This window comes from Brachybacterium sp. YJGR34, assembly GCF_003347015.1.
Lineage (GTDB): Bacteria > Actinomycetota > Actinomycetes > Actinomycetales > Dermabacteraceae > Brachybacterium.
In genome coordinates this window covers 362,111-376,953 of sequence record NZ_PNFB01000002.1, presented here as the reverse complement: position 1 = coordinate 376,953, position 14,843 = coordinate 362,111, and the positions used below count along the sequence as shown (strand labels likewise).

Sequence of the window (14,843 nt, the reverse complement as noted above, 5' to 3'; positions counted from 1 at the left end):
GGCGTGGCCCCTCAGTCGCGCACGGCGGAGAGCACGGTGAAGCGGCGGTCCCGTGCCCGCTGGCGCACCGGCCCGATCCGGGCGGCGAGCTCCGGCCGATAGCGCAGGTGGGAGTTGTGGACGAACCACAGCTGCCCGCCGGGGCGCAGCACCCGGGCCGCGGCGTCCAGCAGCCCCTGCACCAGCGTGGCGTCGACCGCAGTGCCGTCGTGGAAGGGCGGGTTCAGCAGCACCAGGTCCGCGCTGTCCGCTTCCGCGCCCGCGAGCGCGGCGTCCCAGGTGACGGCCACCCCGTCCCGCTCGAGGCCCGCCGCGGCGAGGGTGGCGCGGGTCGAGGCGACCGCGTCGGCGTCGTCGTCGCTGCCCAGCACCTGCGCCGCGGGCAGGGCGGCGGCGAGATAGGCGGTCAGCAGGCCGCTGCCGCTGCCGAGGTCCACCGCGGCCTCGGCCGTCACCTCTCCCGCGACCAGCGCGCGATCCAGCGCCTCGAGCAGCAGCAGGCTGCCGGCATCGGGGCGGGCCCCGCCGAAGACCCCGCCGCGGGCGCGCAGCGGGAGCACCCGCTCCTGCCCGCGCACCGGCACGGCGGCCTCGCCGGAGGCGGCCTGCGGGGCAGGGCGGTCCGGCCGCGGCGCCGCGGCGATCAGGGCGCGGGACTTGCCCAGCCCGCGCGAGGCGCGGACCTCGGCGAAGGAGCGGGCGAGCACCTCGTTCTGGCGGCGGGTCATGTGCTTCGTGCGCCCGCCCGCGACGATCACCATGTCCCTGCCGTCGCCGCCCGCGAGTGCCGCGGCGCCCCGGGCGAGCTCCTCGAGGGCCGAGAGCGCCTTGGGCAGGCGCGCGAGCATCAGGCGGGCATCGGTGCCGGCCGCGAACTCGTCCAGCGAGAGCGGCTCCCGGGCCGTCGGCAGCAGGAGGCGCCCGGTCGCGACCTCCGCGGCGAAGCGCTCGGCGAGCGCGAGCGCCTCCGTCCGGGAGACGGTCCAGGAGCGGACCCGGGCGCGGTCGTGCCCGGCGAGCGCCGCGAGCGCGGCGGCGGTCAGGGCGCCGGTGGCGTCGCCGACGACGAGCAGATCCCGGGGCGCGGCGAGACCGCCCGCCTCCTCGGCGGCCTGCAGGATCACCCGTTCGGTCTGGTCCGGAGGGGCGACGTCGTCCTCCGGCGCGGTGGGGCGGGCGTCGGCGGGATCGGGTGTGGTCACAGTGTCCTTCGTCAGTCGTCGGTGGGGCCCTGCCGGCCGCGGGTGCGGAGCCGGCCGTTCGGCAGCGTCGGGGCGGGGAGGGCCGCGGGGGTGTGCGGGGCGAAGGGTCCGAACTGCTCGGCGTCCGCGGCGAGGCCGCCGCGCTCGCGCGCCCCCTCGGCGATCGGCGCGTCCTCGAGGGCGAGCTCCACCCCGATCTCGGCCTGGTAGCGGGCGCGGAACGCCGCGATCTCCTCGTGGGTGCGGCCCACGAAGTTCCACCACATGATGATCTCCTCGCCCAGAGGCTCCCCGCCCAGGAGCAGCACCCGCAGGTCCTCCCCCGGCGCGGCGCGCAGCGTGAGGTGGTCGGCGGCATCGGGCAGCACCATCAGCTCGCGCGCGCCGGCCTGCGCCGTGCGCTCGCCGCAGCTCAGGTGCGCGCTCCCGCGATCGACGAGGAGGCCGTGCTCGTGACCCGGATCCAGGTCCACCTCGAGCATGGCTCCGGCGCGCAGATCGATCTGGATCATCGTCAGCGCGGTGTCGGTGGGCACGGGGCTGCGGTCCTCGAGGTCCGCACCGCTGCCGTCCCTCGCGCGGAGGGAGCCCAGACCCACTCGGGCCCGGGCGTCCGCGGTGGAGATCTCCTCCGGGGTGTGGACGGTGAAGTCCCGGGGGCCGAAGCGGGTGCTCTCGGGCAGGGCGTACCAGAGCTGGACGCCGTGCAGGACCGTGGTGTCGAGGGTGGAGAACTCCGAATGGGTGATCCCGGCGCCGGCGACCATGAGGTCCACGTCGCCGGGGCGCACCAGCGCGTGGCTGCCGAGGGAGTCGCGGTGGGTGATCGCCCCCTCGAACAGCCAGGAGACGGTGGCCAGGCCGGTGTGGGGGTGGCGTGCCACCCGCATGCCGTCGGTGGCGGAGACGTCGTCGGGGCCGAAGTGGTCCACGAAGCACCAGGCACCGATGAGGGAGGTGCGTCGTGCCGGCAGCGTGCGGTGCACCGTCATCCCGCGCGGCCCGCCGAGGGGCACTTCGCGGGGCGTCAGCAGGACGAAGTCCTCGAAGGTGCGCATGCAGCGAGTGTAGGTCGTCGGCCGCGGCCCGGCGCCCTGCCCCCCCTGTGCCGCGGCCGGGCATGGCGCCCGCCGCCCTCGCGCCCCTAGCCTGTCCTCATGTCATCGCCGACCACGCCCGTCGCGCTCCTCGCCCGCGCCGTCCGCGACGGCGTCGTCCCGGGCGGGGTGATCGCCGTGGGGCACGAGCCTGTGCCGGTCGCGGAGGGGGCGATGGCCCTCGGCGGCCCGCCGATGCCGGCCGACGCGATCCTCCGCATCCAGTCGATGACGAAGCTCGTCACGGCGGTGGCGGCCCTGCGCCTGGTCGAGCAGGGCGCCCTCTCCCTCGACGAGCCGGTGGCGACCTGGCTGCCCGAGCTCGCCGCGCCGCGCGTGCTCACCGCCCCGGACGCTCCGCTCACCGACACCGTCCCGGCCCACCGCCCGATCACCCTGCGCCACCTGCTGACCTGCACCTCCGGGTACGGGATGATCCTCGACGACACGCCGCTGCAGCGGGCGATGGCGGCTGACGGCACCGAGGCCGGGCCCCTCCCGCCGCGGCTCGGGGCCGCCGACTGGCTCGCGGCGCTCGCCGCCCTGCCGCTGGTGGGTCAGCCCGGCGAGGTGTGGCGCTACCACCACTCCTTCTCCCTGCTGGGGATCCTGCTGGGTCGGATCGCCGGGGTCGCCACGGGCGAGCACCTGCAGCGCACCCTGTTCGGTCCGCTCGGCATGGTCGACACCGGCTTCTTCGTCCCCGCCGCGCAGCGGCACCGCCTGCCCGCCCTGTACGCCGAGGAGGAGGGGGAGCTGGTCGAGGTCGAGGAGCGGGGCGGCGGCCCTCACATCGGCCCGCCGGGCGAGGACCGGAGCCATGCCGGCCTGCTCTCGACGGCGCCGGACTACCTGCGCTTCCTGCGGGCGCTGCGCGACGGCGTGCTGCTGGAGCCCGAGCATCTGGCGATGCTGCACCGCGACCAGGTGCCCGCCGCGGCGAAGCGGCCGGAGGCGTTCTTCCCCGGGTTCTGGGAGCACATGGGTGGGGCTTCGGCGTGGGGGTGACCCTCGAGGGTCCGCAGCGCGGTCGGTGGGGGTGGTCCGGGGGCGCGGGCACGGACTTCTTCGTCGACCCCGACGGGACGCTGGGGGTGCTGCTGTTCCAGGTGGTGCTGGGGCCGCGGGTGACGCCGCTGCTCGAGGACTTCGCCCGGCTCTCCCCCGCGGCGTAGGGCGGGCCCTGCGCCGCGGGGGGCGGTCCTCAGTCCCAGCTCGCGCTCTGCGGATCCACGCCGTGGGCGCGCGCGTTCTCCTCGATCACCCGGCGCAGCCAGGCGGCGAGGCCCGGCTCGCGCCGGTCGTAGTGGGCGGCGAAGCGCGGGTCCTCGGTGTACATCCGCGCCAGCACCACCTGCCGCGCCGGCGGGCAGTCGTAGTGCCGCACGATCGTGGCGCGGTGCCGTTCGGCCAGGGCGTTCGCCTCCTCGCTGCCGGGCGCCACGCCGCGGCCGAGAGCCTCGGCCAGCGCGGACTCGACCTCCTCGAGCTCGTCCGCGAGCTCCTGCCACTGCCCGGCATCGCGGCCCGCGGCGCGGGTCGCGGACTGCGCCCAGGCGTCGGTGCCTCCCCAGCGCTCGCGAGCCTCGTCCTGGTAGGCGGGGTCCCAGTCGGTCCCGAAGATGCGTGCCTGCTCCTGCGGGCTCAGGCCCGTGGTGCTCTCGTCCATGTCCGTCCTCTCGATCATCGCGTCGACGGCGCGCGCCGTCCTCGTCAGCCGCCGGATCCGCTCCTCGAGCAGCTCCTTCTGGCGGCGCAGGTGCTCGCGGGGATCGGCCGACGGGTCATCGAGGATCCGTCCGATCTCCGCGAGCGGCAGACCGAGCTCGCGGTAGACGAGCACCCGATGGATCCGGGCCACGTCCTGCGCGTCGTACAGGCGATACCCGGACCAGGTGCGGCCGCCGGGGCGCACCAGGCCGATGCTGTCCCAGTGGTGCAGGGTGCGGACGCTGACGCCCACCAGCTCGGCGACGCGCCCCACGGTGAGGTCCTCGTGCTGTGCTGTCTCGGTCATGGGATCCACCCTCCGGCCTGACGTCGCGTGAGGGTCAAGACCGAGCGTCGAGCTGAGCCACCAGGCGGCGCGGCGCCACGGTGCGGTAGGACTCCTCGATCAGCTCGGCGAGCTCCTGGGGCGAGGTCCGCTCGTCCAGGTCCAGGCCGATCCAGCTTGAGCCGCCCAGATACGCCGGGACGTACGCCCGCGGCTCCTCGCGGAGCGCGGCGGCCTCCGCGGGCGGCAGGTGCAGCAGGACGGACTGGGGATGCTGCTCCCACTGCCCCGCGACCTTCAGCGCCCCGCCGTAGTAGCAGTGCACCTTCACGGTGTGGAAGGCGGGGCGGCCGTGGCTGATCTTCTCCGCGGCCCCCGGCAGGGCGAGCGCGATCCGCCGCACCGCCTCCAGCTGCGGATCGTCGTCGTCGAACATCTGCGGATGCTCCATGCACCGATCCTCCCGCGCGAAGCGCGCCCGCGCCAGCCCCCGTCGGTGCCGTGGCTCTAGGCTGTGAGCATGAGCCTCCCCGTCCTCATCGACTGCGACACCGGCATCGACGACGCGATCGCGCTGACCTATCTCGCCGCCCGGGCCGACGTGTCGATCTCCGGCATCGTCTCGACCGCCGGCAACGTCGACCTCCCGACCGTGCACCGCAACAATCTCGCGCTCTCCGAGCTGCTCGGGATCGACGCTCCCGTGTGCCGGGGCGCGGACCAGCCCCTGGTCCAGCCGCTCATGACGGCCGACGACACCCACGGCGCGAGCGGGCTGGGCGACGCCGTGCTGCCGCCGACCACCCGCACCGAGGATCCCCGCGCCGGCGCGCAGCTCTGGGTGGACACCGCCCGCGCGCACCCCGGCGAGGTGGTGGGCCTGGTGCTGGGCCCGCACACGAACCTCGCCCTCGCCCTGGAGATCGAGCCCGAGCTGCCGCGTCTGCTGCGCCGGCTGCACATCATGGGCGGGGCGATCAATCACCGCGGGAACACCGGCGCCACCAGCGAATGGAACATCGCCGTGGACCCCGAGGCCGCGCAGCGCGTGCTGGCCGCCTTCACCGACGCCCCGACCCGCCCGGTGATGGGCGCCCTCGAGGCCACCGAGACCGTCCGCTTCACGCAGGAGACCCTGGACCGGCTGATCGCCCTCGCCGCGGACACGGGCCATCCCGTGGCCACGATCCTGGTGGATGCGCTGCGCTTCTACTTCGCCTTCCACGAGGCCGACGGCTTCGGCTGGAGCGCCCACGTCCACGATCCCCTGGTGGCCGCGCACGCGGTCACCGGGGACTTCGCCGCCACCCGTTCCCTGGCGGTGGACGTCGAGCTGGCCGGGACCCTGACCCGCGGCCAGACCGTGGGCGACGAGCTGGGCCGCTGGGGCCGGCAGCCGAACCTCGAGCTGCTCACGGACGTCCGGCCCGAGGACTTCATCGAGCACCTGCTGGGCGTCCTCGAGCAGGGGCTGTCCGCCTGACCGCGTGTCACCGGGCGAGCATGGTGACCTCGACCTCGAAGCAGCGCCGGGGCCCCTTCTCCTCCGTCGCGGCGCGCCAGCCCACGCAGCGCACGGACCCTGTGCTCGGATCGTCCTGGTAGGAAACCAGCACCGTCCCCGGCAGGGTCACCGGGGCGTCGAAGGTGACGTCCCAGCGCAGCGGCCGCGAGAGGTCCACGCGGGACTCGGTGAGAGCCCGCGAGGCGGTGTACATGCCGTGCGCGATGGCCCGCGGGAAGCCGAAGGCCCGCGCACTGAGGGCCGTCAGATGGATCGGGTTCGCGTCCCCGGAGACCGCGGCGTAGCGCCTCCCGGTGTCCGCGGCCAGGCGCCAGCGGCCCGACGGCCGCGGCGGGACGAAGGCCTCGCGACCGGCGGATCGGGGCGATCCCGCGGATCCTCCGGGGCCGGTCGCCCCGGGGCCCGCGGCCGCCCCCACGGCCGCGGACCCGGCACCGTCCCCTGACGGGTTCCGGGAGCTCTGCTCGCCCGTGGCGAGATAGGTCGAGACGTCCGTGGCGACGATCTCGCCGTCCGCGGCGTGGATCGTGGAGACCACCTCGACGGTGTGTCCGCGGCGGTGCGGGCGCAGCTCCCGCATCCGGCACTCGACGTCCACCCGCTCCCCCACCCGCACCGGCCGGTGCTGCAGCACCTGGTTGCGCAGGTGCACCAGCCCGAGCAGGGAGAAGGGGACGTCGCGCCGGGCCATCAGGGCGAGGGAGACGGGGAAGGCGAGGACGTGGAGCACGCCGGGATGGACGATGTCGGTGGCCGCGCCGCCCAGCAGGTGGTCGAAGTCGCGGGCGCGCTCGGCGTCGATGCGGACCGCGCGCACGCGGTAGGCGATCGCGGGCAGGACCGGCGGCTCGGCGGCGCGGCGGCGGGACCGGGGGTCCAGGGCGGCCGCGTAGACGGCGGGGAAGGAGGGGACGTCGGCGAGGTCCTTCACGCGCTCTCCGCGGTGCACGGCGCTCACCGTCCCACCATGTTCTGGCCGCACACGCGCAGCGTAGCGCCGCGGATCCCTCCGGCCTCCGCGGAGCACAGGAAGGAGACCGCCTCGGCGACGTCCACGGGCAGGCCGCCCTGCTGCAGGGAGTTCAGGCGGCGCGCGATCTCGCGGGTCAGCGCCGGCATCCGCGCGGTCATCTCGGTCTCGATGAAGCCGGGAGCGACCGCGTTGGCGGTGCCGCCGCGGGCGGCGAGGTCCGCGGCGAGCGCGTCGACGAAGGCCATCACCCCCGCCTTGGAGGCGGCGTAGTTGGTCTGCCCGCGATTGCCGGCGATGCCGCTGGTGGAGGCCAGGGAGACGACGCGGGGCTGCGGGCCGAGCACGTCTCCCGCGTCGAGCAGGGCCTCGGTGAGCCGGATCTGGCTGGTGATGTTCACCGCGAGCACCGGGTCCCAGCGGTCCGCGGTCATGTTGGCCAGCAGCTTGTCGCGGGTGATGCCGGCGTTGAGCACCACCGCGTCGAGGATCAGGTTCCGCTCGCGCAGGGCGGCGACCAGCCGGTCCCCGGCGCCTGGTGAGGCGACGTCGAGCTGGATCGGGACGGCGCGCAGCTCGTTGGCCAGCCGCGCCAGCTCGGTGCCGGCGCCGGGCACGTCGAGGAGGATCAGCCGGGCGCCGTCGGCCGCGAGGGTGCGGGCGATCGAGGCGCCGATGCCGCGGGCGGCGCCGGTCACCAGCGCCGTGCGACCGGCGAGCGGGCGCGCCGGGTCCTCGGTGGCGGCGCCGTCGGCGGAGGAGACGGTCAGGAGCTGGCCGGTGACGAAGGCGCTGCGGGCGGAGAGCAGGAAGCGCAGCGCACCGAGGACGCCGGGGGCCTCCAGCGCCACCCCGTCCTCGACCAGCACCCCGTTGGCGGTGCCGCCGGCGCGCATCTCGTGGGCGAGGGAGCGCAGGAAGCCCTCCACGCCGCCGCGCGCGGCGTCCCGGGCGGGATCCTCGCCGCGGGCGGGCCGGGAGAGGGTGATGACCCGCGCTCCGGGGGCGAGCGAGCGCAGGGCGCCCGCCAGCGGCAGCACGATCGGCCCCAGCTCCTCCGGGGCGGCGAGCTCGTCGAGGACGAGGAGCACGGAGCCGATGGTGGTCAGCCCGTCGGCCCGGCGGCGCACGTCGGCGCCCTGCTCCAGCAGCCGGTGAGCGATGGCGTCGGCCCCGGCGGTGTCACCGAGCACCACCACCGGGCCCAGCACCGGGGCGGGGCGGTCCTCCCGGCGCAGCAGCCGGGCGGGTCGCGGCAGGCCGATCTGCTTCGCGAGCATCCCGCCCGGGGCGGAGCGGACGAAGCGGGTGTAGGCATCGGTCATGGGAACCTCCGGTTCACGGGGTGGAGCGCGGCGACGGCGGCGGGCCGTGCGGCGAGGATCAGGAGCTGACGGATTCGAGCAGCACGGCGGTGCCCTGGCCGGAGGCGGCGCACACCGAGATCAGGCCGCGCTGGACGCGGCCGGTCTCGGCCGCGCGCTGATGGAGGAGCTTCGCGAGCGTCGCCACGATCCGGCCGCCGGTGGCCGCGAAGGGGTGGCCGGCGGCGAGCGAGGAGCCGGTGACGTTGAGCTTCGTGCGGTCGATCGCGCCCATCGCCCCGCCGCGGCCCAGCCGCTCGCGACAGAACTCCTCGGACTCCCAGGCCGCGAGGGTGGTCAGGACCGTCGCGGCGAAGGCCTCGTGGATCTCGTAGAGGTCGAGGTCCTGGAGGGTGAGGCCCTGGGCGTCCAGCAGCTCGGGCACGGCGTGCACGGGAGCCATCAGCAGGCCCTCGTCACCGCGGGTGAAGTCGACGGCGGTGCTGCGGGCGTCCACCACCCGGGCGAGCGGCACGAGGCCCTTCCCCGCGGCCCATTCCTCGCTGCCCAGGAGGACCGAGGAGGCGCCGTCGGACAGCGGCGTGGAGTTGCCGGCGGTCATCGTGGGCTCGGCGACCTGCGGGGTGCCCGCCCCGAAGACGGGCTTCAGCGCGCCGAGCTTCTCAAGGGTGGTGTCCGGGCGCAGGGTCGCGTCCCGGGCGAGTCCGCGGTATCCGGTGACCAGGTCGTCGAAGAACCCGGCCTCGTACGCGGCGGCGAGGCGGTGGTGGGAGGCCAGCGCCAGCTCGTCCTGCTCCGCGCGGCCGATGCCCCACTGCGCGGTGGTCAGGGCCTGGTGCTCCCCCATGGACAGCCCCGTGCGGGGCTCGCTGTTGCGCGGCGGCAGCGGTGCGAGGTGGGAGGGGCGGATCGCGGCGAGCGCCCGGAGGCGCTGCGCGGCGGTCTTCGCGGCGCTCGCCCGATGGAGGATGCGGCGCAGGGCCGGGGTGACCTCGATCGGGGCGTCGGAGGCCGAGTCGACCCCGCAGGCGATGCCGGAGTCGATCTGCCCCAGCTGGATCCGGTTGGACACGTGGACCATGGTCTCCAGGCTCGTGGCGCAGGCCCGGGAGAGGTCGATCGTCGGGGTGCGGGGGTCCAGCGGCGTGCCCAGCGCGCTCTCGCGGGTGAGGTTGAGGTCCCCGGCGAGCTTGAGCACGGCGCCGCCGGCGATCTCGCCCAGCTGCTCGTCCTGCAGCCCGAAGCGGGCCACCAGCCCCTCGAGGGCCGCGGTGAGCAGGTCCTGCTCGGAAATGCCGGCATAGGCTCCGCCGGCGCGGGCGAAGGGGATACGGTTTCCGCCCAGGATCAGCGCGTCGCGCGGGAACTCGTTCACTGTGTGCACCTCGTCGTGGTCGGAGTCGTGGCCGCTCAGCACTTTACATAGAACCGCCGGTACTTGATACCCTAGGTTCCGTGAACGCGACGACGCAAGCCCCCGTGGACGGACGCTCGGCGCGCTGGGAGCGCCACCGGGCGCAGCGCCGTGCCGAGCTGCTGGACGTGGCCCGGCACCTGATCCATGAGCAGGGCCCCGACGTGACCATGGAGGACATCGCCGCAGCCTCCGGCACCTCGAAGTCCATCGTCTACCGCTACTTCGAGGACAAGGCCCACCTCCAGCGCGAGCTGGGCCGCAGCATCCTGGGCACCATGCACGAGAAGCTGCTCGCCGAGATGCGGTCCCTCGAGGACGCCGTCGGCCGGGAGCCGGATCCGGACGAGCGCCTCCACGCGATGATCCGCGCCTACGTCGAGACCGCGCAGCGCTCCCCCGGCGTCTACCGCTTCGTCACCCGGCCCAGCGACGGGCTGAACCACTTCCTCGGCGCCGTCTCCCGCCTGGTCACGACCTTCCTGCCGGAGCAGACCCCGGCCCCCCAGGTCTGGGCGCACGGGGCCGTCGGCTTCGTGGAGCGGGCCGTGGACACCTGGATGACCGAGCACGAGGCCGCCGCCGGCGACGGCCCCGCCCCTCTCACCTCCGATCAGCTGGTGGCCCACCTGGTCACCTGGCTCATGAAGGGACTGAACGCATGAGGACCGACGCCCCCGCATCGACCACCGCCCCCGCACCGGGCACCCCCGCCGAGGAGAGCCGGGAGGCGGGCACCTCGTCCGAGACCCCCACCGGCCCCCTCGCGGTGCCGCCCGGCGGCGCCGACCGCCTCGACGTCGAGATGGTCTCCGAGGCGCTGCTGGGCCGCTGGGCCGACACCCGCCGCGCCGCGCGGGAGCGGGCGGCGCGTCCCGCGCTGCACCGGCCGCTGGACGCGACCGTGGCCGAGCACCGCGAGCGCGTGCTCGGCCAGCTCCACCTCCTCGCCGAGGAGGAGGTCTCCCTGCCGATGCTGCCCGAGCACCTGGGCGGCCCCAACGACAACGGTGCCAACGTCGCCGCCTTCGAGGAGCTGGTCGTCGCCGACCCCTCGCTGCAGATCAAGGCGGGCGTGCAGTGGGGGCTGTTCACCTCCGCGATCGTGCAGCTGGGCAACGAGGAGCAGCAGCGCGCCTGGGTGCCGGACGCCATGAGCCTCGAGACCCCGGGGGCCTTCGCGATGACCGAGATCGGCCACGGCTCCGACGTGCAGTCCCTGGCCACCACCGCCACCTACGATCCCGCGACCGAGGAATGGGTCCTGAACACCCCCATCCGCGCCGCGTGGAAGGAGTTCCTGGGCAACGCGGCGCTGCACGCACGCGCCGCGACCGTCTTCGCGCGGCTCATCACCCGCGGCGTGGACCACGGCGTCCACTGCTTCTACGTGCCCGTGCGCGACGCCGAGGGCGAGCTGCTGCCGGGGGTCGCGAGCGAGGACGACGGCCCCAAGGGCGGACTGAACGGGATCGACAACGGCCGCCTCGCCTTCGACCACGTCCGCGTGCCCCGCACCCACCTGCTGAACCGCTACGGGAACGTCGCCGCCGACGGCACGTACACCTCCCCGATCGAATCCCCCGGGCGGCGCTTCTTCACGATGCTGGGCACGCTGGTGCAGGGCCGGGTCTCCCTGGACGGCTCCGCGATCCGCGCCAGTCAGCTGGCCCTCCACATCGCGATCACCTACGCCACCCAGCGCCGCCAGTTCACCGCCGCCGATCCCACAGAGGAGACGGTGCTGATGGACTACCAGACGCATCTGCACCGCCTGCTGCCCCGGCTCGCCGCGACCTACGCCGGCGCCTTCGCCCACGAGCAGCTGCTGCAGGCCTTCGACGACGTCTTCTCCGGCCGCGGCGACTCCCCCGCCGCGCGCGAGGACCTCGAGACCCTCGCCGCGGCGCTCAAGCCCACCTCCACCCGCCTTGCGCTAGACACCATCCAGGAGTGCCGCGAGGCCTGCGGCGGCGCCGGTTTCATGGCGGAGAACCAGCTGGTGGGCCTGCACCAGGACCTCGACGTCTACGCGACCTTCGAGGGGGACAACACGGTCCTGCTGCAGCTGGTGGCCAAGCGCCTGCTGAGCGACTACACCTCGGAGCTGCGCAGCGTGGACCGCGCCGGGATCGGCCGCTTCATCGCCCAGCGGGCGGAGGTGCTGGCCAAGCGCCACACCCCCTGGGCGCGGCTGGGTCAGGACATCGCCGATCGCGGAAGCCCCCGGCGCGCCTTCGACTCGATGCGCCAGGCGGAGTTCCAGGAGCAGCTGCTCGCCGATCGCGCCCGGGTCAAGGTCGAGGAGGTGGCGCTCGCCCTGCGCCCCACCGCGCGGATGAGCCCGGCCGACGCCGCCGCCGAGGTCAACAAGCACCAGGTGGAGATGCTCGAGGCGGCCCGGGCCCACGCCGACCTGGTGCGCTGGCGCGCCTTCACCGCGGGGATCGCGGCGATCGAGGACGAGGGCAGCCGTGCGGTGCTCACCGACGTGCGGGACCTCTTCGGCCTCACCGCGATCGAGGACGATCTGGCCTGGTTCCTGCTCAGCGGCATGATCTCCGCGCAGCGCGGCCGGCAGATCGGCACCGATCTGCGTCGCCTGCTGTGGCGGCTGCGCCCCCATGTGCTGGATCTGGTCGCCGCCTTCGACATCCGCCCCGGGCACGTGCGCGCACCGATCGCCCTGGGCGGCGAGCGGGAGCGGCAGGACGAGGCGGCCGAGCACGCCCGCGCCCAGCGCGCGAGCTCGACCGCGCCGGTCAGCGAGAAGGTGCTGCGGGACCGGGAGAAGGCCGCCCGGCGCGGAGCCTGAGCCGCGGGGCGCGAGGTCCCGGTCTCACCGCGCCGCACCGGGCCGCTCGCGCGCCGCCCGCGATCGTAGACTGGGGGCACCGCGCCGGACCCTCGCCGGGTCCGCCCTGCCCCCGCCCTCGTGACGAACGGATCCGAACCCGCGATGACCGCTGAGACCGCCCCCACCACCCCGCACGGCCGGCCCGCGGACGTCGACACGGTCGAGTCCGCCGCCGCCACGCCGGACCAGGAGCAGCCGTACGCGGCGCTCGGCCTCAAGGAGGACGAGTACGCGAGCATCCGGGAGATCCTGGGGCGCCGCCCCACCAACGCGGAGCTCGCCATGTACTCGGTCATGTGGTCCGAGCACTGCTCCTACAAGTCCTCCAAGCGCCATCTGAGCACCTTCGGCCAGCACACCACCGAGGCGATGCGGGAGAAGCTGCTGGTGGGCATGGGCGAGAACGCCGGCGTGGTCGACATCGGCGACGGCTGGGCGGTGACCTTCAAGGTCGAGTCCCACAACCACCCCTCCTACGTCGAGCCGTACCAGGGCGCGGCCACGGGCGTGGGCGGCATCGTCCGAGACATCATCTCGATGGGCGCGCGGCCGGTCGCGGTCATGGACCAGCTGCGCTTCGGCGCGATCGACCACCCGGACACCCAGCGGGTGGTCCACGGCGTGGTCTCCGGCGTGGGCGGCTACGGAAACTCCCTGGGCCTGCCCAATATCGGCGGCGAGACCGTCTTCGACGCCGCATATCAGACCAACCCCCTGGTCAACGCCCTCTGCCTGGGCGTGCTGCGTCATGAGGACATCCACCTCGCCTCCGCCACGGGGCCCGGCAACCAGGTGGTGCTCTTCGGCGCCCGCACCGGCGGCGACGGCATCGGCGGCGCCTCGATCCTCGCCTCGGAGACCTTCGACGAGGGCGGCCCCGTCAAGCGGCCCAGCGTCCAGGTGGGCGACCCCTTCATGGAGAAGGTCCTCATCGAGTGCTGCCTCGAGCTGTTCGCCGCCGGCACCGTCGAGGGCATCCAGGACCTGGGCGCCGCCGGCATCTCCTGCGCCACCAGCGAGCTGGCCGCCAACGGCCGCTCGGGCATGCACATCGACCTCGAGAACGTGCTGCTGCGCGATCCCACCCTCACCGCCGGCGAGATCCTCATGAGCGAGTCGCAGGAGCGGATGATGGCCGTGGTCCGTCCCGAGAAGCTCGCCGAGTTCCAGGCGATCGCGGAGAAGTGGGACGTGGAGGCCGCGGTGATCGGCGAGGTCACCGGCGACGGCCGCCTCACCATCGACCACGACGGCCACCGCATCGTGGACGTGGATCCCGCGACCGTCGCCGTCGACGGCCCCGTCTACGACCGGCCCTACGCCCGTCCCGACTGGCAGGACGCCCTGCAGGCCGATACCGCCGAGGCACTCCCCCGCCCGCAGAGCGCCGAGGAGCTCGCCGAGACGCTGCGCACCCTCATCGCCTCCCCGAACCTCGCCTCCGCCTCCTGGGTCACCGACCAGTACGACCGCTACGTGGGCGGCAACACCGCGCTGTCCATGCCGGACGATGCCGGCGTGGTCCGCGTGGACGAGACCACCGGCCGCGGCGTGGCACTGGCGACCGACGCCAACGGCCGCTACACCAAGCTCGACCCCCGCACCGGCGCGCAGCTCGCGCTCGCGGAGGCCTATCGCAATGTCGCCGCCTCCGGCGCGGTGCCGCTGGCGATCACCGACTGCCTGAACTTCGGCTCCCCCGAGGACCCGGGCCCCATGTGGCAGCTGGTCGAGGCGATCGGCGGCCTCGCCGAGGCCTGCGAGACCCTCGAGGTCCCCGTCACCGGCGGCAACGTCTCGCTGTACAACTCGACCGGCGAGAGCGGCCGCATCGACTCCGCGATCCACCCCACGCCCGTGGTCGGCGTGCTGGGCGTGCTGGAGGACGTCGCCCGTCGCGTCCCCTCCGGCTGGCAGGAGGAGGGGCTGACGGTGCTGCTGCTGGGCACCACCAGGGAGGAGCTCTCCGGCTCCGCCTGGGCGCAGGTGGCCCACGATCACCTCGGCGGAATGCCCCCGCAGGTCGATCTCGCGGCCGAGCGCTCCCTGGCCCAGGTGCTCATCGCCGCCGCCGCGGAGGGTCTGGCAGCCGCCTCCCACGACCTCTCCGAGGGCGGCCTCGCCCAGGCGCTGGTCGAGGCCGCGACCCGCTTCGGCGCGGAGGAGTCCCCGCGCACCGGGGCCCGCGTGGACCTCGCGCCGCTGCTCGAGCGCGACGGCGTGGACCTCGCGACCGCCCTGTTCTCCGAGTCCCAGGCCCGGGCGCTGGTCGCGGTGCCGGCCGAGCACGAGGAGCGCCTCGCGGCGCTCGCCGCCGAGCACGGCGTGCCGGTGCTGCGCCTCGGCACCACCGGCGGCGACGCCCTCGAGATCGCCGGCGTGGACCGCTTCGCGGTGACCACGCTGCGGGCGCTGCGCGAGGGAACCCTCCCCCGCCACTTCGGCTGAGCCGCCCCC

Annotated in this window: 13 protein-coding genes; 6 read left to right on the top strand and 7 right to left on the bottom strand. The window is 74.7% G+C overall.

Features of this window, described 5'->3' with window-relative positions:
• Nucleotides 1-11: 11 nt before the first annotated feature.
• Nucleotides 12-1,202, bottom strand: coding sequence for a class I SAM-dependent methyltransferase (locus tag CXH06_RS03670; protein WP_157975578.1), 1,191 nt, complete (start codon nt 1,200-1,202; stop codon nt 12-14).
• An 11-nt stretch (nt 1,203-1,213) separates the two neighbouring features.
• A complete protein-coding gene (locus tag CXH06_RS03665; RefSeq protein WP_114853780.1) occupies nt 1,214-2,260 on the bottom strand; it encodes a pirin family protein in 1,047 nt (348 codons plus the stop codon).
• A 99-nt stretch (nt 2,261-2,359) separates the two neighbouring features.
• Between CXH06_RS03665 and CXH06_RS03660 the strand changes: the two genes are divergently transcribed.
• Nucleotides 2,360-3,307, top strand: coding sequence for a serine hydrolase (locus CXH06_RS03660; protein ID WP_232820178.1), 948 nt, complete (start codon nt 2,360-2,362; stop codon nt 3,305-3,307).
• Nucleotides 3,304-3,474: a hypothetical protein gene (locus CXH06_RS18510; RefSeq protein WP_232820177.1), complete on the top strand. Its 171-nt coding sequence runs from the start codon at nt 3,304-3,306 to the stop codon at nt 3,472-3,474. Before CXH06_RS03660 ends, CXH06_RS18510 begins: the two co-directional genes overlap by 4 nt.
• A gap of 29 nt (nt 3,475-3,503) precedes the next feature.
• Here CXH06_RS18510 and CXH06_RS03655 read toward each other — a convergent pair whose 3' ends face one another.
• Complete coding sequence (locus tag CXH06_RS03655) at nt 3,504-4,316, bottom strand: MerR family transcriptional regulator (RefSeq protein WP_114853779.1); 813 nt, start codon at nt 4,314-4,316, stop codon at nt 3,504-3,506.
• Nucleotides 4,317-4,350: 34 nt separating this feature from the next.
• Entirely contained in the window at nt 4,351-4,746 is a 396-nt protein-coding gene (locus tag CXH06_RS03650) for an MmcQ/YjbR family DNA-binding protein (protein WP_114853778.1), read from the bottom strand.
• A gap of 69 nt (nt 4,747-4,815) precedes the next feature.
• On the opposite strand from CXH06_RS03650, the gene CXH06_RS03645 reads away from it, so the two are divergent.
• A complete protein-coding gene (locus CXH06_RS03645; RefSeq protein ID WP_114853777.1) occupies nt 4,816-5,778 on the top strand; it encodes a nucleoside hydrolase in 963 nt (320 codons plus the stop codon).
• A gap of 7 nt (nt 5,779-5,785) precedes the next feature.
• Here CXH06_RS03645 and CXH06_RS03640 read toward each other — a convergent pair whose 3' ends face one another.
• The 3 genes from CXH06_RS03640 to CXH06_RS03630 are packed head-to-tail and all read right to left on the bottom strand — an operon-like array spanning nt 5,786 to nt 9,490.
• A complete protein-coding gene (locus CXH06_RS03640; protein WP_114853776.1) occupies nt 5,786-6,778 on the bottom strand; it encodes a MaoC/PaaZ C-terminal domain-containing protein in 993 nt (330 codons plus the stop codon).
• On the bottom strand, nt 6,775-8,115 hold the full coding sequence (locus CXH06_RS03635) for a 3-oxoacyl-ACP reductase (protein ID WP_114853775.1): 1,341 nt from the start codon (nt 8,113-8,115) through the stop codon (nt 6,775-6,777). Before CXH06_RS03635 ends, CXH06_RS03640 begins: the two co-directional genes overlap by 4 nt.
• A 58-nt stretch (nt 8,116-8,173) precedes the next feature.
• The gene (locus tag CXH06_RS03630; protein WP_114853836.1) at nt 8,174-9,490 is read right to left on the bottom strand and encodes an acetyl-CoA C-acetyltransferase; all 1,317 of its coding nucleotides are present in this window, start codon (nt 9,488-9,490) and stop codon (nt 8,174-8,176) included.
• 80 nt (nt 9,491-9,570) lie between these two features.
• Between CXH06_RS03630 and CXH06_RS03625 the strand changes: the two genes are divergently transcribed.
• The 3 genes from CXH06_RS03625 to purL all read left to right on the top strand — a co-directional run bounded on the left by CXH06_RS03625 (nt 9,571) and on the right by purL (nt 14,834).
• Complete coding sequence (locus CXH06_RS03625; RefSeq protein WP_114853774.1) at nt 9,571-10,194, top strand: TetR/AcrR family transcriptional regulator; 624 nt, start codon at nt 9,571-9,573, stop codon at nt 10,192-10,194.
• Nucleotides 10,191-12,344 (top strand): acyl-CoA dehydrogenase, encoded by a 2,154-nt coding sequence (locus tag CXH06_RS03620; protein ID WP_114853773.1) that lies wholly within the window; start codon nt 10,191-10,193, stop codon nt 12,342-12,344. Before CXH06_RS03625 ends, CXH06_RS03620 begins: the two co-directional genes overlap by 4 nt.
• Before the next feature lie 144 nt (nt 12,345-12,488).
• The gene (gene purL, locus CXH06_RS03615) at nt 12,489-14,834 is read left to right on the top strand and encodes a phosphoribosylformylglycinamidine synthase subunit PurL (RefSeq protein ID WP_114853772.1); all 2,346 of its coding nucleotides are present in this window, start codon (nt 12,489-12,491) and stop codon (nt 14,832-14,834) included.
• Nucleotides 14,835-14,843 lie beyond the last annotated feature (9 nt).